Source organism: Streptomyces sp. NPDC037301 (assembly GCF_055602785.1).
In genome coordinates, this window is sequence record NZ_JBVJWD010000016.1 from 54,097 (window position 1) to 71,751 (window position 17,655).

At 69.5% G+C, this 17,655-nt stretch carries 15 protein-coding genes; 9 read left to right on the forward strand and 6 right to left on the reverse strand.

From position 1 onward, the window contains the following. Window positions 1-3: 3 nt before the first annotated feature. Window positions 4-747 (forward strand): LON peptidase substrate-binding domain-containing protein, encoded by a 744-nt coding sequence (locus tag ACZ7IB_RS24835; protein ID WP_470915769.1) that lies wholly within the window; start codon window positions 4-6, stop codon window positions 745-747. Window positions 748-779: 32 nt separating this feature from the next. Next, complete coding sequence (gene ybaK / locus ACZ7IB_RS24840) at window positions 780-1,280, forward strand: Cys-tRNA(Pro) deacylase (RefSeq protein ID WP_470915771.1); 501 nt, start codon at window positions 780-782, stop codon at window positions 1,278-1,280. A gap of 202 nt (window positions 1,281-1,482) precedes the next feature. Here the strand turns inward: ybaK and ACZ7IB_RS24845 are convergent, their stop codons facing one another. The 4 genes from ACZ7IB_RS24845 to ACZ7IB_RS24860 all read right to left on the reverse strand — a co-directional run bounded on the left by ACZ7IB_RS24845 (window position 1,483) and on the right by ACZ7IB_RS24860 (window position 5,571). After that, window positions 1,483-2,229: an ABC transporter permease gene (locus ACZ7IB_RS24845; protein ID WP_470915773.1), complete on the reverse strand. Its 747-nt coding sequence runs from the start codon at window positions 2,227-2,229 to the stop codon at window positions 1,483-1,485. A 34-nt stretch (window positions 2,230-2,263) separates the two neighbouring features. Further along, a complete protein-coding gene (locus ACZ7IB_RS24850) occupies window positions 2,264-3,076 on the reverse strand; it encodes an ABC transporter permease (RefSeq protein ID WP_470915988.1) in 813 nt (270 codons plus the stop codon). A gap of 94 nt (window positions 3,077-3,170) precedes the next feature. Continuing rightward, entirely contained in the window at window positions 3,171-4,145 is a 975-nt protein-coding gene (locus ACZ7IB_RS24855) for an ABC transporter ATP-binding protein (RefSeq protein WP_470915989.1), read from the reverse strand. Window positions 4,146-4,299: 154 nt separating this feature from the next. Then, entirely contained in the window at window positions 4,300-5,571 is a 1,272-nt protein-coding gene (locus tag ACZ7IB_RS24860; protein ID WP_470915775.1) for an NYN domain-containing protein, read from the reverse strand. Between the two features lie 224 nt (window positions 5,572-5,795). Here ACZ7IB_RS24860 and ACZ7IB_RS24865 point away from each other — a divergent pair, with 224 nt between their 5' ends. Next, a complete protein-coding gene (locus tag ACZ7IB_RS24865; RefSeq protein WP_470915777.1) occupies window positions 5,796-5,990 on the forward strand; it encodes a hypothetical protein in 195 nt (64 codons plus the stop codon). A gap of 97 nt (window positions 5,991-6,087) precedes the next feature. Here ACZ7IB_RS24865 and dnaE read toward each other — a convergent pair whose 3' ends face one another. Then, window positions 6,088-9,627 carry a DNA polymerase III subunit alpha gene (dnaE, locus tag ACZ7IB_RS24870; RefSeq protein WP_470915778.1) on the reverse strand — a complete coding sequence of 1,180 codons (3,540 nt, stop codon included), beginning with the start codon at window positions 9,625-9,627 and terminating at the stop codon, window positions 6,088-6,090. A gap of 211 nt (window positions 9,628-9,838) precedes the next feature. On the opposite strand from dnaE, the gene ACZ7IB_RS24875 reads away from it, so the two are divergent. The 5 genes from ACZ7IB_RS24875 (at window position 9,839) to ACZ7IB_RS24895 (ending at window position 15,862) form a co-directional block, all read left to right on the forward strand. Beyond that, complete coding sequence (locus ACZ7IB_RS24875; protein ID WP_470915780.1) at window positions 9,839-11,164, forward strand: DUF2252 domain-containing protein; 1,326 nt, start codon at window positions 9,839-9,841, stop codon at window positions 11,162-11,164. Between the two features lie 65 nt (window positions 11,165-11,229). Then, the gene (locus ACZ7IB_RS24880; RefSeq protein WP_470915782.1) at window positions 11,230-11,952 is read left to right on the forward strand and encodes a hypothetical protein; all 723 of its coding nucleotides are present in this window, start codon (window positions 11,230-11,232) and stop codon (window positions 11,950-11,952) included. A 48-nt stretch (window positions 11,953-12,000) separates the two neighbouring features. Further along, entirely contained in the window at window positions 12,001-12,816 is an 816-nt protein-coding gene (locus ACZ7IB_RS24885) for a thioredoxin domain-containing protein (RefSeq protein ID WP_470915784.1), read from the forward strand. A gap of 97 nt (window positions 12,817-12,913) precedes the next feature. Next, window positions 12,914-14,575 (forward strand): alkaline phosphatase D family protein, encoded by a 1,662-nt coding sequence (locus ACZ7IB_RS24890; RefSeq protein ID WP_470915785.1) that lies wholly within the window; start codon window positions 12,914-12,916, stop codon window positions 14,573-14,575. Between the two features lie 285 nt (window positions 14,576-14,860). After that, the gene (locus ACZ7IB_RS24895; protein WP_470915787.1) at window positions 14,861-15,862 is read left to right on the forward strand and encodes a zinc metalloprotease; all 1,002 of its coding nucleotides are present in this window, start codon (window positions 14,861-14,863) and stop codon (window positions 15,860-15,862) included. A 46-nt stretch (window positions 15,863-15,908) separates the two neighbouring features. Here the strand turns inward: ACZ7IB_RS24895 and ACZ7IB_RS24900 are convergent, their stop codons facing one another. Next, on the reverse strand, window positions 15,909-16,487 hold the full coding sequence (locus ACZ7IB_RS24900) for a dienelactone hydrolase family protein (RefSeq protein WP_351201947.1): 579 nt from the start codon (window positions 16,485-16,487) through the stop codon (window positions 15,909-15,911). Between the two features lie 37 nt (window positions 16,488-16,524). On the opposite strand from ACZ7IB_RS24900, the gene ACZ7IB_RS24905 reads away from it, so the two are divergent. Beyond that, window positions 16,525-17,649: a mechanosensitive ion channel family protein gene (locus ACZ7IB_RS24905; protein ID WP_470915991.1), complete on the forward strand. Its 1,125-nt coding sequence runs from the start codon at window positions 16,525-16,527 to the stop codon at window positions 17,647-17,649. Window positions 17,650-17,655: the final 6 nt, after the last annotated feature.

The window sequence follows — 17,655 nt, forward strand, 5'->3', positions numbered from 1 at the left end:
GTTGTGACCACCGCTCGCCTGCCTCTGTTCCCGCTGAACGCGGTGCTGTTTCCCGGCCTCGTGCTGCCGCTGAACGTCTTCGAAGAGCGTTATCGCGCCATGATGCGCGAGCTGCTGAAGACCGACGGCGACGAACCCCGCCGCTTCGCCGTGGTCGCGATCCGCGACGGCCGCGAGATCGCCCCGACGGCCGCCGGAATGCCGGAGGCGGTGAGCACCCCCGCCGAGCGCGGTCCTGCGGACGGCTTCGGCCCCGACCCGATCCAGACCTTCCACCGGGTCGGCTGCATCGCCGACGCGGCGAAGATCCGGGAACGGCCGGACGGCAGCTTCGAGGTCCTCGCGACCGGCACCACCCGGGTCAAGCTGCTCTCCGTCGACGCGAGCGGCCCCTACCTGACGGCCGAACTCGAAGAGCTGGACGAGGAACCCGGCGAGGAGGCCGGCGCACTCGCCGAGGGCGTCCTGCGGGCCTTCCACAACTACCAGAAGCGACTGGCCGGGGCGAGCGAACGCTCCCTGACAACGGGTGCGGACCTGCCCGACGACCCCTCCGTCGTCTCCTACCTGGTCGCGGCGGCGGCCGTATTCGACATCCCGTGCAAGCAGCGGCTGCTCCAGGCACCCGACACCGCGACCCGACTGCGTGAGGAACTGACGCTGCTGCGCTCCGAGACCGCCGTCATCCGGCATCTTCCGTCCTTGCCCGCGGTGGACCTGACGCGTGCCCCGACCCACCCCAACTGACTGACGACCGACCGACCCGAGGACCCTCCCCCGTGGCGAAGAAGCCGAAGAAGCAGCAGTCCGGCGGCACCCCGGCGACGGTCGCATTGACCGCGGCCGGCACGGCGTTCACCGTCCACTCCTACGACCACGACCCGGCGTCGGCCTCCTACGGCGAGGAGGCGGCCGAGGCACTGGGCGTCTCCCCCGACCGGGTCTTCAAGACGCTGGTCGCGGACGTCGACGGCACACTCACCGTGGCGGTCGTCCCGGTGGCCGGCTCCCTGGACCTCAAGGCCCTGGCCTCCGCGGTGGGCGGCAAACGAGCCGCGATGGCCGACCCGACAGCCGCAGAACGCACCACCGGCTACGTACGGGGCGGCATCTCCCCCCTGGGCCAGCGGAAGCGGCTGCCTACGGTGCTGGACGCGTCGGCACAGTCCCACCAAACAATCTGCGTCTCGGCGGGCCGCCGCGGCCTGGAGGTCGAACTCTCCCCCACGGATCTGGCGTCCCTGACGGGGGCGGTGTTCGCGGAGATCGGCCGGGGGTAGCCGCCCTGGGCGCCTTCAGCCTGGCGCTTGAGGGTACTTTCGGCCCGCCCGGCGCTTGGGGATGCCGTTCAGCCTGCCCGGCGCTCGAGGGCGCTTTTCGGCTCCGTCCGGCGTTTGAGGACCGGGGTCCGGGGCGGAGCCCCGGACCGGGAAGGGACGGGCAGGGCACAAGCCCCGCGCAGCGGCCCACCCCGCACCCCGCCTAAGAATCAGCCGGCGGCACAGGCGGCACACCCCCACCCGCGGGCGACGGCCCCGCCCCCGGCACAGGCCCACCCGCGGCCCACCCCGGGAACACCCCCCACTCCGGCTCCGGATCCCGTGGCCCGAACAACGCCGTCAGCCCGAGATGAACCGCCATCGCCCCCAGCGGCCACGCCAGCAACGCCGCCTTCGCCCTCAGCTGAAGCGGCGCTTCGAAGACCACGCCCTTGCCGACCGCTCGCGCGTGCGCGACCACGTCCTGGTCCGGCCCGAGCCACACCCCCAGCCGCCAGGCCAGCAGCGAACCGAGCAGCCCGCCCAGCGCGAGCCCCACCACCAGGGCGATACCGCCACGCCGCTGGAACAAGAAGACCAGCACCGCGGAGAGAGCACCGAAAGCCAGTGCCAGCAGCACGAACGTACCGTCGGCGCCGATCGCCTCCTCGCCCTCGCTGTCGCTGAGGAAGACGGCCGTGCTGTCGGAGATCAGCGGAACCCGCGGCGCCAGCCACAGCCAGAGGAGTCCGAGCCCGATGCCCACGACGGTCACGAGAACGGTGACAACAGCGGCACGCAGCAGATCCGACCGGAGATTCCGCTCCTCCTGCGACTCCAGCAGGGTGCCGGAGTGGGAAGCACCCGGGCCGCCGGGACGACCGGGCCCACCCTGACCACCCCATTTCGGCGGGGTCTGCCAGGGGTCGTTGGACGAGGGCTGGTGAGGCGGTGTCAGAGGTGCGGTCACCTTGCCATCGTGCCAGGCGTCCCCGTGCCGCGCCTCACCGGACCGCTGCCCTGCGGTACGCCCAGGTGGCCGCAGCCAGCGAGAGGACGCCGACGACGGCACAGACCCCGAGATCCAGTGCGACGACCGCCCAGTCGGGGTGGGCGCCGAAGGACCGGGAGAGCGCCTCGACACCGTACGTGGAGGGCAGCAGATCGCGGGCCCAGCCGATCGGCCCGGGCATCCGGTCGGCCGGCAGGACGCCGAGCAGCAGCGCCGCCGACATGCCCAGTTGCCCGAGCAGCGTGGCCAGCTCCTGCCGGGGCGCGAGCAGCCCCATCGCGGCACCGAGCCCGGAGAGCGCCGCCCCGGAGAGCGGGATGACGGCGACGAGCACCCACAGATGCGTCAGCGGCAGTCCGAACAGCACGCTCCCCGCCACGGCCGTGACGATCGTGCCGGGCACGGTGAAGGAGGCGTACGCCCCGGCCGCACCGAGCACCACAGCGGCGGGCGGCACCGGAAGGGTGGCGTAGTGGTCGAGTCCGCCGCCGGCCCGCAGCTGCCCGAAGTACTGGGCGAGCAGGTTGAGCGCGACGAAGGCCACCACGAGGACGCTGGATCCGGCGACGACGGCGCGCGCCTCGGAGCCGCCGTCGACGACCCCGCGCATCAGCACCATGATCCCGACGGACTGGAAGGTCGCGACGAAGAGCAGCGGGATACGGGCGACCCTGGCCCTGGACAGCTGGGCACGGTAGACGGCCGCGAGCGAGGGGAACAGCCGGGCCCGTGGCGCGAGCGGCGCGGGAGCTGCCCCCTCCTGGCCGGCACGGCCGTCATCGGCGGTCCGGACGGGTCCGGTCACCGCCTGCGCGGGAACGATGCTCGTCACCTGGCGCTGCTCCTGTTCGCTCCCTGCCCGGCCACGCATGCGCATCCGGTCCCCCCGCCCGCCGCGGTCATGACTTCACCAGCCCCTTGGTCGCGTCCCCGCCGAGCGCGAGATAGACGTCCTCCAGGCTGGGCGTCGCCAGCGTGAAGTCGTCGAGTGCGGCAAAGGCCGCGCCGCCGGTCACGGCGGCAACCGCCGCCCGCGCCGCGTCGGGACCGAGCCTCAGCACCCAGCGCCGCCCGGACTCCTGGGCCGAGCCGCGCAGCGCGGCCACTTCGGGCACGTCCAGGGGCGCCCGTTCGCGCCACACCAGCTCGACCCGGACCTCGCCGGCGACACGCTCCTTGAGCCCGGTCGGCGTGTCGCAGGCGATGACCTTGCCGCGTTCGATCACGGCGACCCGGTCGAGAACCGTCTCGGCCTCGATGACGTTGTGGGTGACGAGCAGCACCGTCGTGCCGCGTTCGGCCCGGCGCCGGTCGACGGCGGCCCAGACGGCGCGCCGCGCGACGGGGTCCATGCCGGTCGTCGGCTCGTCCAGCACCAGCACCGGCCGCTCGCCGACCAGCGCGGCCGCGAAGCAGGCGAGCCGCCGCTGTCCGCCGGAGAGCTTCTTCAGGGGACGTCCCGCGATCTCGGTGAGGCCGAGTTCGTCGAGTACGTCGTCGCGCTCGGCGCGGGCGTCCCGCACCGCGAGGCCGCGCAGCCGTCCGGTGGTCTCGGCGGCGAGCGAGACGGTCAGCTCGTCGAGGGCGGTGGACTCCTGCCCGAGGTACCCGATCAGCCGGGAGGCCCGCTCGGGATGGCGTACGAGATCGTGGCCCAGCACGGTGACGCTGCCGGAGTCGGGCCTCATCAGCCCGGTGAGCTGCCGCACCAGGGTGGACTTTCCGGCGCCGTTGGGGCCGAGGAGGCCGAATATCTCGCCGCGCCGCACATCCAGGCTGATCCCGTCGGTGGCGCGCACCTCGGGTGTGGCGGGTGCACCGCGGCGGCCGCGGGCGGCGGGATAGGTCTTGACCAGATCACGCACCGCACACACGGTCCCGGTCGCCGTCTGCGCCTGTGCTGTGCCCGTACTCACGAGGTACGAGAGTACGGGGTCGGATGCCCCGTATTGCGCCCGGGGCCATGCCGGTCGGACGTCGACGCCGCAATCGCGGGCCGGGTTGCCCGCCCGCGTGACCGTTGTGCCGTCAGTCGCCGGACGGGCTCGTCCGCTCCACCGCCGGGGCGTGTTCCGCCGCGGCCCGTACATCGATCTCCCGCCAGAATCCGGCCCGGATCGCATAGCGGTCGTGCTCGTCGATCTGGTCGTCCTTGTGGGCGAGCAGGCCGAACCGTGCCGCGTACCGCAGCAGTTCGCCGTCGATGCGGTGCGGGATGCGCGGATACATGGTCGACAGCCTCTGCAGATGGGCGGTCTCCGGCAGCCGCTCCATCCAGCGCCGGGCGAAGACCTGGCCCACCTCGAAGGGGTCGCCGCCCACGGTGGTGATGTCCTCCTCCCGGTCCGCCCAGCGCTGCTCGGCACTGGTGAGCTGGGCCAGCGTGGGGAGGGACGCGGTTTCGGCGGGCTCGCCCAGCGGTCCGCCGCGCTCCATCCAGCCCTTGTCGGAGGACCAGCGCAGGGTGGCGTTGGCGGGCGACGGCTGGGTGGGCTGGGCGCCGGGGCCGCGCAGACTGCCCGCCAGGTCCTTGGGTGTGGGGACTCCCCTTCCACCGTGGCCGGGCCGGTCAGCGGTGGAGCTCTCCTCGGGCGGCGGCACCGCACCGTTGCGGGCGGCCGCGGCCTGGGCCTCCGATGCCCGCTCGGCGGAGGCTGCGAGGGCCGCCTCGGGCAGCGGCGCGGAGAGGATCGCAGCGATCTCCGGTCGGGGGGCGGGCGGCGGGGCGCAGACGCCGCCGGTCTCCTTGGCCCATACGGCCTGGGTGATCCAGGCCCGGTCGAGCACCCTTCGTTCGTCGGCCTCGGCGACCAGGTCCTCGGACTGGTTGTAGTCGCCGTCGGCGGCCTGGACGGCCCACAGATGGACGGCGACACCGTGTTCCTTGGCGGACATCAGGCCGGGCAGCAGATCGCCGTCACCGGTCACCAGCACCACGTCGGAGCAGGCCCGGTTCCTGGCCAGTTCGGTGAGCTCGGCGTGCATCGCGGCGTCGACGCCCTTCTGTGCCCAGCGCCCGTCACTGCGGGTGAGAGCACCGAGCCGGACGGTCACCCTGGGCATCACACGAAGTCTGCGGTGCTCGGGCTGCGGTACGCGGTCGGGGGCGCCGTCGAACCAGTAGATCCGCAGCAGTGGCTGCTGTGTATCGGCCTCAGCCAGCTCGCGCAGGCCCCGGATGAGGGCCGCGTGGTCGACGGTGATGCGGGAACGGGCGGGCTCCCCGGCCAGCAGACTCGCGGCTGCACCCAGCAAGTAGCCGGCGTCCACCAGGACGACGCAACGGTCCACGCGTTCCACCCTCTTCCAGAAGTTCGGGTGTGGTCTTTGCCAAGGGTTTCCTTCGAGTCTGCCCGACCGCGCAGGGGTTGACGGCCGGAACTCGATCATCGGCGTGGCGGATCCGGAAAACGGCGCATGATACCCCCTCACTACGCACGGTAATGATCCAACATGCACCCTTTACCCCGCTATGTGAATCTGAACGCGGTCCTGGCCCCGAGAGTCCCCGTAGGAGGAACACCATGGCCAAGAACAAGAACCGCAAGCAGAGCAGCCAGCAGAGCAGCCAGCAGAACCGTGCGTCGTCCCGTCCGGAGCGCGGTGCGGAAGAGCCCAAGTCGACTGCTTACGAGTCGCAGATACAGCCTCAGTCGCAAGCCCAGGGCAGCCCTGCTGATGTTGCCCGTAAGCACCAGCGGCGCTTCGGCCACAACTGACCGGGCAGATCTCCGGTCCCGGCCGCAGGCCGGGTGGCCGAGAGGGGCGCTCCCGCATTCGCGGGGCGCCCCTCTCGTGCGTCGGCCGTGAACCGGCTCAGCCGGCCAGGCAGGACGGTCCGAGCAGCACCTTCAGGTCGCCGAAGAGCGCCGGGTCGGGCTTCACCCGGTGCCGGTCGAGCCGGAGCACCGTGGTCTTGCGGGGGCCCTGGAGCTTGATCCGCACCTCGGTGTCGCCCCGGTGGTTGCTGAGGACCTCGCCGAGGCGGCTGACCATCGGCGGGGTGATCTTGACCGTGGGGATGGTCAGGACCACGGGGGCGTTGGTGCCGGCCGACGAGATGTCGGGGACCTGCATCTCCATGGCAACGAGCCGGGGCACGTCCTCCCGCTTGTCGAGGCGTCCCTTGACGAAGACGACGGTGTCCTCGACGAGCTGGGTGGAGACCAGTTGGTAGGTGGCGGGGAAGAACATGCACTCGATGGATCCGGCCAGGTCCTCGACGGTGGCGATGGCCCAGGCGTTGCCCTGCTTGGTCATCTTGCGCTGCAGGCCGGAGATGATGCCTCCGACGGTGACGATGGCACCGTCGGAGTGCTCCCCGCCGGTCAGCTGGGAGATCGTGGAGTCGGCCTTGTCGGACAGCACGTGTTCCAGGCCGAAGAGCGGGTGGTCGGAGACGTACAGGCCGAGCATCTCGCGCTCCTGGGCCAGCAGGTAGGACTTCTCCCACTCGATGTCGGAGAACTCCACGTCGAGCCCGAAGCCCGGCTCGTCGCTCTCCTCCTCGCCCATGCCGCCGAAGAGGTCGAACTGGCCCTCGGCCTCCTTGCGCTTGACCTGCACCACGTTGTCGATCATCGGCTCGTGGTGGGCGACCAGGCCCTTGCGGGTGTGGCCCATCTCGTCGAAGGCGCCGGCCTTGATCAGCGATTCGACGGTGCGCTTGTTGCAGACGACCGCTTCGACCTTGTCGAGAAAGTCGGGGAAGGAGCTGTACTTCCCCTTCGCCTTGCGGCACCGAATGATCGAGTCGACGACGTTCTGGCCCACGTTCCGCACGGCCGTGAGGCCGAAGAGGATCACGTCGTCGCCCTGGGCGGCGAAGTTCGACAGGGACTCGTTCACATTGGGCGGCAGCACCTTGATGCCCATGCGGCGGCACTCGTTGAGGTAGACGGCCGACTTGTCCTTGTCGTCCTTGACCGAGGTCAGCAGCGCCGCCATGTACTCGGCGGGGTAGTTCGCCTTGAGGTACGCGGTCCAGTAGGTGACCAGGCCGTACGCGGAGGAGTGCGCCTTGTTGAACGCGTATCCGGCGAACGGGACCAGCACGTCCCACAGGGCCTTGATCGCGGCGTCGGAGAAGCCCTTCTCCTTGGCCCCCGCCTCGAAGAGGACGAAGTTCTTCGCCAGCTCCTCGGGCTTCTTCTTGCCCATCACGCGGCGCAGGATGTCGGCCTCGCCGAGCGAGTAGCCGGCGACGATCTGGGCGGCCTTCTGCACCTGCTCCTGGTACACGATCAGGCCGTAGGTGAGGCCGAGGACCTCCTTGAGGGGCTCCTCCAGCTCCGGGTGGATCGGGGTGATCTCCTGGCGGCCGTTCTTGCGCTCGGCGTAGTTCGTGTGCGAGTTCATTCCCATCGGGCCCGGCCGGTACAGGGCCGAGACGGCGGAAATGTCCTCGAAGTTGTCGGGCTGCATCTGGCGCAGCAGGGAGCGCATCGGGCCGCCGTCGAACTGGAACACGCCGAGCGTGTCACCGCGGCAGAGCATTTCGTACGTCTTGGGGTCGTCCAGCGGGAGTCCGAGCAGGTCCAGCTTGACGCCCTTGTTGGACTCCACCATCTTCACGGCGTCGTCCATGATGGTGAGGTTCCGCAGGCCGAGGAAGTCCATCTTCAGCAGGCCGAGCGACTCGCACTGCGGGTAGTCCCACTGCGTGATGGTGACGCCGTCGGTGTGCCGCACCCAGATCGGGGCGTGGTCGACGATCGGCTCGCTGGACATGATGACGCCGGCGGCGTGCACGCCCATCTGCCGGACCAGGCCCTCGACGCCCTTCGCGGTGTCGATGACCTTCTTCACGTCCGGCTCGTTCTCGTACATCCCCCGGATCTCACCCGCCTCGCTGTAGCGCGGGTGCTTGGGGTCGGTGATGCCGTTGAGGTCGATGCCCTTGCCGAGGACGTCGGCGGGCATGGCCTTGGTGAGCCGGTCGCCCATCGCGTACGGGTAGCCGAGGACCCGGGCGGAGTCCTTGATGGCGTTCTTCGCCTTGATCTTTCCGTACGTGCCGATCATGGCGACCTTGTCGGCGCCGTACTTCTCCGTCACGTACCTGATCACTTCGACGCGCCGGCGCTCGTCGAAGTCGATGTCGACATCGGGCATGGAGACGCGCTCGGGGTTGAGGAACCGCTCGAAGATCAGCCCGTGCTCGATCGGGTCGAGGTCGGTGATGCCCATCGCGTACGCCACGATCGAACCGGCGGCGGAGCCTCGGCCGGGGCCGACCGCGATGCCGTTGTTCTTCGCCCACATGATGAAGTCGGCGACGACCAGGAAGTACCCCGGGAACCCCATCTGGATGATGATGTCCATCTCGTACTCGACCTGCTTCTGCCGGTCCTCGGGGACACCGCCCGGGAAGCGCCGGCTCATCCCGACGCGGACCTCTTCCTGGAACCAGGTGATCTCCGTGTAGCCGTCCGGGATGTCGAACTTCGGCATCAGGTCGCGCTTCTCGAACATGCCGGTGGTGTCGATCTGCTCCGCGACCAGCAGGGTGTTGGCGCAGCCCTCCTGCCAGGCGTCGGAGGAGTCGACGCCGTACATCTCGTCGGTCGTCTTGAGGTAGTAGCCGGTGCCGTCGAAGCGGAAGCGGTCCGGGTCGGAGAGGTTCTTGCCGGTCTGGATGCAGAGCAGGGCGTCGTGCGCGGTGGCCTCGTGCGCGTAGGTGTAGTGCGAGTCGTTGGTCACCAGCGGCGGGATGTTCAGCTTCTTGCCGATTTCGAGGAGCCCGTCACGGACCCGGCGCTCGATCTCGATGCCGTGGTCCATCAGCTCCAGGAAGTACTTGCCCTCGCCGAAGATGTCCTTGTAGTCGGAGGCGGCCTGGACCGCCTCGTCGAACTGGCCGAGCCGCAGCCGGGTCTGCACCTCGCCCGAGGGACAGCCGGTGGACGCGATCAGGCCCTCGGACCACTGGGCGATGGTCTCCTTGTCCATGCGCGGCCACTTCTGCAGCCAGCCCTCGGCGTACGCGTCCGAGGACAGCTTGAAGAGGTTGTGCAGCCCGGTGCTGTTCGCCGCCCAGATCGTCTTGTGGGTGTAGCCGCCCGAACCCGAGACGTCGTCGCGCTTCTGGTGCGGCTGGCCCCACTGGATCTTCCGCTTGTGCTTGCGTGACTCCGGAGCGACGTATGCCTCGATCCCGATGATCGGTGTCACGCCCGCCTTCTGCGCCGAGTGGAAGAAGTCGTAGGCACCGTGCAGATTGCCGTGGTCCGTCATCGCGATGTGCGACATGCCCATTTCGTTGCAGGCAGCGAACATGTCCTTGAGCCGCGCGGCACCGTCCAGCAGCGAGTACTGGGTGTGGACGTGAAGGTGCGTAAAGGGCGGCTTGGTCACGGCGTCGGGCCTCCGGGATGACAGGTGTGGCGCGAAGCGCCTCGATGAGGGGTGGTGGTCGGGCGACGGGCGGGCGGACTGGGGGACAGCGTGGAAGTCTACGTCTCCGAGGTGACAACCGAGGGGCACTCCCGGGTACGGTCGCGCGTTGAAGGGGCTGAGAAGCCTGTCCCATTTGTCATGCACGTCAGGTACCAGGAGGCACCCAGAGATGTCGGAAGCGCAGACCGGCGCAGCGCAGCGCGGGGAGCAGATTCTTGAGGTCTTCGACACCGCGTTCGGGGAGCTGCTGGCCGCCGATCCGGCTGCCTTCCGGGTCAAATTCCGCAAGATGGCAGGCTCGGCGTTCGCCTTCTACCGGGGCACGGCATGCCTGTTCTACAACGACCTGGAGCGGGAGCGGCACGGCGGCCCGTACCTCGACGAGCGGACCGGCCGGGTGTGGATCCACGGCGATCTGCACGCGGAGAACTTCGGCACGTACATGGACGCCAACGGCCGGCTGATCTTCAATGTGAACGACTTCGACGAGGCGTACGTCGGCCCGTTCACCTGGGACCTCAAGCGGTTCGCCGCCTCCGTCGCGCTGATCGGGTACGCGAAGGCGCTGGGTGACGACCAGATCACCGAGCTGGTCCGGGTCTACGCGGCGGCCTACCGCGAGCGGATCCACGCACTGGCGACGGGCGCGAAGAACGACGAGGTACCGCCCTTCACGCTGGACACGGCGGAGGGCCCGCTGCTGGACGCGCTGCGCGACGCCCGGTCGCTGACCCGGTTCTCGCTGCTGGACTCGATGACGGAGATCCGGGACTTCGAGCGCCGGTTCGCGGCAGGCGGCGGCTCGATCGACCTGGACGCGGCGACGCGCTACAAGGTGCTGGCCGCCTTCGACGGCTATCTGGAGACGCTGCCGGAGTCGAGCCTGACCCGCCCCGACTCGTACCGGGTGAAGGATGTCGTCGGCCGTCGTGGCATCGGTATCGGTTCGGCCGGGCTGCCCTCGTACAACATCCTTCTGGAGGGCAACAGCGACGCCCTGGAGAACGATGTGGTGATCTATCTCAAGCAGGCGCAGACCCCCGCGGTCTCCCGGCACATCACCGACGCGGCCGTGCGCGAGTACTTCCAGCACGAGGGCCACCGCACGGTCATCTCGCAGCGCGCCCTGCAGGCGCACGCCGACCCGTGGCTCGGCTGGACCGAACTGGACGGGGCCGGACAGCTGGTCGCCGAGGTGTCTCCGTACGCGGTCGATCTGGACTGGTCCGACATCGACGAGCCGGAGGAGATCGCCGCGGTCGTCGCCGACCTCGGCCGGGCGACGGCGACGATGCACTCCGCGGCGGACGACGAGAGCGGCCACTCGCTGGTGCCGTTCTCCACCGAGCGGGCGATCGACGCGGCGATCGCGGCGGACGAGGAGGGCTTCGCCGACCTGCTGGTGGACTTCGCCCACAGCTACGGCGCCCGGGCCCGCGCCGACCACCAGATCTTTGTGGATCTTTTCCGCAACGGCCGCATCCCGGGGCTGTAGGGCTCCGCACGCAACCGGGCCCCTTCAGGGGTCGCTTACAGGTTCGCATGCGACACTCCTCGACGATGGACATATCCGGGACGCAGCTCAGAGTCGTTCGCGCGGCGCTTTTCACAGCGCTCGTCGTGACGCTCTCCGCTGCGTCCCATGTGCTGCTCTCCCAGGTCCCGCTGCCGCTGACCGTCGTCGCCCTGCTGGCCGGCGCGGTCTTCGCCGTGGCGTACGCGCTGGCCGGCCGGGAGCGCGGTTTCGGGGCGATCGCCGGACTGCTGGTCCCGCTGGAACTGGCCGCCGACACCGTCTTCACCACCGGCCAGCACCTCTGTTACGGCGCGGCAGGCGGCCCCATCGCGGGGCCGCTGCGCTCGGTCGGCGTCGATGTGCTGTGCGGCGGCGGTGACATCGGTGCCGGTGCGCACCAGGTCGGTGACGTCGGCACCCCGCTCACCTCGGTGACCGGCGACGGACACACGGCGGCCGCGCTGCTGGCCTCCCCGGGCCCGGCGGTGCCGTGGCTACTGCTCGCCGCCCATGTGACGGTCGGTCTGCTCGCCGCGGCCTGGCTGCGGCGCGGCGAGTCCGCGCTCGTCGGACTGCTGGGCGCGGTCGCCGTCCTGGCGTTCCGGCCGCTGCTGATCGCGGTCGCCGTGGTGGGTACGGCCCGCCGCTTTGTACGCCGCAGGGTGCGCCCCGCCGGACGCGGCCCGCACCTGCTCTCACATGCCCGTCTGCTCGTGCACTCCGTGGGACGGAGGGGACCGCCGCGCTCGGCCTGCGCCATCGCCTGAGCACGCACATCCCTGACGACGTATCACCCACACCATGGAGAAACGAACATGAGCAACCGCAACAGCCAGGCCAACAAGGCGGCGGCCCGTGAGCGTCTGCGCGCCGAGCGCGAGCGCCAGGCCAAGAAGGACAAGACCCGCAGGCAGATCCTCGTCGGCGTCTCGGTCGTCGGCGTGCTGGCGATCGCGGGCGCCGTCGGCTGGGGTGTCATGCAGATGAACAAGCCGTCCCAGTGGGAGGCGGCCAAGGACGCGAAGAACGTCACGGCGCCCAAAAACACCTCGGGCAAGGACGGCACGACCGTCGTCATCGGCAAGCCGACCGCCAAGAAGACCCTGGAGCTGTACGAGGACTTGCGCTGCCCGATCTGCGGAACGCTTGAGCAGTCCATCGGCGAGACGGTGCACAAGGACGTCGACGCCGGAAAGTACAAGATCAAGTACGTCGGTGCCACGTTCATCGACGGCATGACCGGCGGAGAAGGCTCGAAGAACGCGCTGAGCGCGGTGGGTGCCGCGCTCAATGTCAGCCCGGAAGCCTTCCTCGACTACAAGTCCGCGCTCTACTCCGCGAAGTACCACCCGGAGGAGACCGACGACAAGTTCAAGGACGACGCGTACCTGATCAAGATCGCCGACACGGTCGACGCCCTGAAGGGCAACAAGGCGTTCCAGAAGGACGTCGAGGACGGTACGTACGACGGCTGGGCGATGAAGATGTCCGCGGCGTTCGACAAGAGCGGCGTGCGGGGCACTCCGACGCTGAAGATGGACGGCAAGACGCTCACCGGCGCGGACGGCAAGAACGCGCCTATGACGGCTACCGACTTCAACACCGCGATCACCAAGGCGTTGAAGGACTAGCCGAACGGCTGACCCCCGGCAGCGGCTCTCCGACGGGCAGGCGAACTTCCTTCATTCGCCTGCCCGTTCGCTTTACCGGTCAGTAGGGTTCTCCTCCGTGACCAGTCGACACCCTTCTTCGCCGATATCCGCCCCCAGCCGCCGCACGGTCGTCAAGGCCGCTGCCGCCACCGCCGTCGCCGCCCCCGTGCTGGGCGCCGCCACCACCGCGCGTGCCGCGGACGGGCCCGCGTTCCTGCACGGCGTCGCCTCCGGCGACCCCCTCCCCGACGGCATACTCCTGTGGACCCGCGTCACCCCGGCCCCCGACGCCGTGCCCGGCTCAGGCCGTGGCGCCGATACGGCGGTGCGCTGGGAGGTCGCCGAGGACAAGGAGTTCGCCCGGGTCGTCGCCCGGGGCACGACCGTCGCGAAGGCCGCGTCCGACCACACCGTCAAGGCCGATGTGCGGGGGCTGAGCCCGGCCACCGCCTACTGGTTCCGCTTCTCGGCGGGCGACGGTACGGGCCCCTTCTCGCCGACGGGCCGCACCCGTACCGCACCGGCGGCCGGAGCCGCCACGCCCGGTGTGCGCTTCGGGGTGGTGTCGTGCGCCAACTGGGAGTCCGGATTCTTCTCCCCGTACCGGCATCTCGCCGCCCGCGCCGATCTCGACGCGGTGCTGCATCTCGGCGACTACATCTACGAGTACGCGTCGGGCAGTTACCCGGACGCCAAGTACGTCGTACGGCCGCACGAGCCGAAGCACGAGATCCTGGCTCTCGCCGACTACCGCACCCGGCACGGCAACTACAAGACGGACACCGACCTCCAGGCCCTGCACGCCACCCACCCGGTGATCGCGATCTGGGACGACCACGAGTTCGCCAACGACGCCTGGTCCGGCGGGGCCGAGAACCACACACCGGGCACGGAGGGCTCCTGGGCCGACCGGGCCGCAGGCGCCAAGCAGGCGTACTTCGAGTGGATGCCGGTCCGCGCCTCCACCGAGGGCACCGTCTACCGGCGGCTGCGCTTCGGCAACCTGGCCGATCTCCACCTCCTCGATCTGCGCACCTTCCGCTCCCAGCAGTCGACGATCGGCAATGGTTCGGTCGACGACCCGGACCGCACGATCACCGGCCGGGCGCAGCTGGACTGGCTGAAGTCGGGCCTGGCCGGCTCGGATGCCACCTGGAAGCTGGTCGGTACGTCGGTGATGATCTCGCCGGTCGCGTTCGGTTCCGTACCCGCGCATCTGCTGGAGCCGCTGGCCGAGTTGCTGGGACTGCCCACGGAGGGTCTTGCCGTCAATGTCGACCAGTGGGACGGCTACACGGACGACCGCAAGGAGCTGATCGCGCATCTGCGGGACCGGTCGATCACCAACACCGTCTTCCTGACCGGCGACATCCACATGGCATGGGCCAATGACGTACCGGTGAAGGCGGCGACGTATCCGCTCTCGGCGTCGGCCGCCACCGAGTTCGTGGTGACGTCGGTGACCTCGGACAATCTCGACGACCTCCTGCATGTGGCGCCGCAGACCGTCTCGGTGGTCGCGAGCGCGGCGGTGAAGGCCGCCAACCGCCATGTGAAGTGGGTGGATATGGACTCGCACGGCTACGGCGTCCTCGATGTGACCGCCGAGCGCTCACAGATGGACTACTACGCGGTCTCCGACAAGACGAAGCGGGACGCGACCTCCGCCTGGACGCGTTCGTACCGGACGCTCAGTGGGGCGCAGAAGGTCGAGCGGGTGGACCGCCCGGTGCACTGAGGGTCTATTTTCAGCCACTGCGGTCCATGTTGACGGCGTATTACATCACTACGGCGGGTGGCGTGTCTCCCGGCGCCAATGGGGACACACCACCCGCCGGGGTAACGCGGGACGTTACGTCCGCGTCTCAAACTCTGGAACGCACAGAATTATTTCTTCCCGTTTCCCCGGTTTGCCCCACGATTGATTGGGCTTGATCGATTCTCCTCAAGATCTGACATGCGCACGTAATCTCCCGGCGGCGGGTGAGGAAATTCCTCCCCCATACATCCGCGAGGAGTCCCTGTGCGCGCTCTTGCCCGTATATCGCCGCGTATACGTAACCGTGCGATCGGCACCGCCGTCCTGGCCGGAGCCCTGGCCCTGGCACCGCTCTCAGCTTCCACCGGCTCCGCTGCCGCAAAGGCGTCCACCTCCTCCGCATCCGCCGCATCCGCCGAGAAGTGCGCGAGCGAGGCGAGCGCCGGCGCCACCGCGCGCGAGGCCCGCCCCTCGGGCACCAACCACGCCGCTGACCCCAATGAACTCACCACGTCCCAGGCCAAGGCCATGGACACACAGCTCAAGGAGAGACTCGCGGACCGCCGGGTCAGCGGCTCCACGCTCGCTGCCGGAGCGACCATCCCGGTCTACTTCCACGTCATCCACTCCGGCACCACCGGCAAGCTCACCGCGGGCGACATCAGCAACCAGATGAACGTGCTGAACGCGGCCTACAGCGGCCAGGGCACCGGCAACACCGCCACCGGCTTCCAGTTCTCGCTGGCCGGCACCGACTACACGGACAACGCCTCCTGGTACAACCTCTCGTCGGGCTCCGCCGCAGAGAACTCGATGAAGTCGACGCTGCGCAAGGGCGGCAAGAACGCGCTCAACATCTACACCGCCAACCTCGGCGGCGGCCTGCTCGGCTGGGCCACCTTCCCCAGCTCGTACACCTCCAGCCCGAGCATGGACGGCGTCGTCATCCTCGACGCCTCACTGCCCGGCGGCTCCGCCGCCAACTACGACGAGGGCGACACCGCCACCCATGAGGTCGGCCACTGGATGGGGCTTTACCACACCTTCCAGGGCGGCTGTAACGGCAACGGCGACTACGTCTCCGACACGCCCGCCGAGAAGAGCGCCGCGTTCGAGTGCCCGACCGGGCGCGACACCTGCACCAACAAGACGGGTGTCGACCCGATCCACAACTTCATGGACTACACCTACGACTCGTGCATGACCCAGTTCACCGCGGGCCAGGTGCAGCGGATGAGCGACAGCTGGATCGCCTACCGGGGTTGATCCGCCCAGTCCGTCCGAAGGGCCCCGCGCGGGGCCCTTCGGACGGTCACAGCGTGGCGAGGAAGCCGAGCGCGACCTTCCAGGCCAGCTCGGCCGAGGCCGCGTCGTGGTCCGGCAGTTCGGGGTCCGTGAAGAGATGACCCGCGCCCGGATAGCGGTAGACCTCGACATCGGCACCGGTCCGCTGCATCTGCAGATACCAGGAGTTCAGCCAGTCGTGCGTCTCGAACGGGTCCGGGTCCGCGACATGCAGCTGTACGGGCAGCTCGTCCACCGAGGCGTTCTCGGCGATGTCCGAGGTGCCGTGGAACAGCAGCAGACCGCGCGCCTTCTCATCTCCGAGCGCCAGGGTCTGCGCGGTGGACGCCCCGAAGGAGAATCCCGCGTACACCAGGCCTCGGTCGGAGTAGGGCGCGGCGGCCAGTACTGCCCTCCTGAGAAGCTCGTCCTTGCCCACCTCTTCCTTGAAGGCCATGCCTTCCTCGACGGTTTCGAAGGTGTGCCCCTCGAAGAGATCGGGCACCTGCACCTCGTGCCCGGCGGCGCGCAGCCGGTCGGCGGCCGCGTGCACCGCGGGGCGCAGACCGTACGTCGAGTGGAAAAGCATGATGTTCATGAGGCCAATGGTGCCAGCTACGGTCGGGAGCATGGAGAACGACAGGATGGAGATCGTGCTGCGTCCGCTGATCGTCGTCGGCGGCTCGGTCGTGATCACGCTGCTGGTCGGCTGGCTGGTCGATCTGCTGCTCAGACGGGCCGACCGCCGGCACCACGAGACACCGCTGTGGGGTCTGCTGCGGCGCTGCCGGATCCCGCTGCAGCTGACCCTGTGCACTGCGCTGCTGCGGGGCACGTACACCCACACCCGGCTCGAGCTCGTCAAGGTCCACGGGGCCGGGATCGGCCAGGTCCTGACTCTGGTGCTGATCGGGACGTCGGCCTGGCTGGTGGTGCGGATCGCGGCGGCCGTCGTCGACTCCGTCTACGCCCGGTACGCGGCGAGCACCCGCGATCCGGCGCGGGTGCGGCGGGTCCGTACACAGGTGACGCTGATCCAGCGGGTGGTCACCGCGATCGTGGCGACCGTCGCCGTCGGCGCGATGCTGCTGACGTTCCCGGCGATGCGGACGTTCGGCACCTCGATGCTGGCCTCGGCCGGTGTCCTCGGCATCGTCGCGGGCATCGCGGCCCAGTCGACGCTCGGCAATCTCTTCGCGGGGCTGCAGATCGCCTTCGGCGACCTGGTGCGGATCGGCGACACGGTGGTGGTGGACGGCGAGTGGGGCACGATCGAGGAGATCACGCTGACCTTCCTCGCGGTACGGACCTGGGACGAGCGGCGGATCACGATGCCGGTCTCGTACTTCACCAGCAAACCGTTCGAGAACTGGTCGCGCGGCGGCGCCCAGATGACCGGCTCGGTCTTCTTCCATCTCGACCACTCGGCCCCGGTCGCGGCGATGCGCGACCAGTTGCGGGACATCCTGGGCGAGTGCGCCGCCTGGGACGGCCGTAACTGGTCCCTGGCGGTCACGGACACCACACCGTCGACGATCCAGGTCCGCGCGGTGGTCACGGCCAAGGACGCGGACGACATCTGGACGGTGCGCTGTGCCGTGCGGGAGCAGCTCATCGGCTGGCTGCGCGACCACCATCCGTACGCACTGCCGAGGATCGCGACGGCGCCCGCGACGCTTCCGCCGGGCGACGAGTGGCCCAACTCGCCCCACCCTACGGACGAGAAGCCGACGGGCTGGGACAAGTCCCCCCGTACGGGACGCGGCTGACCGGGC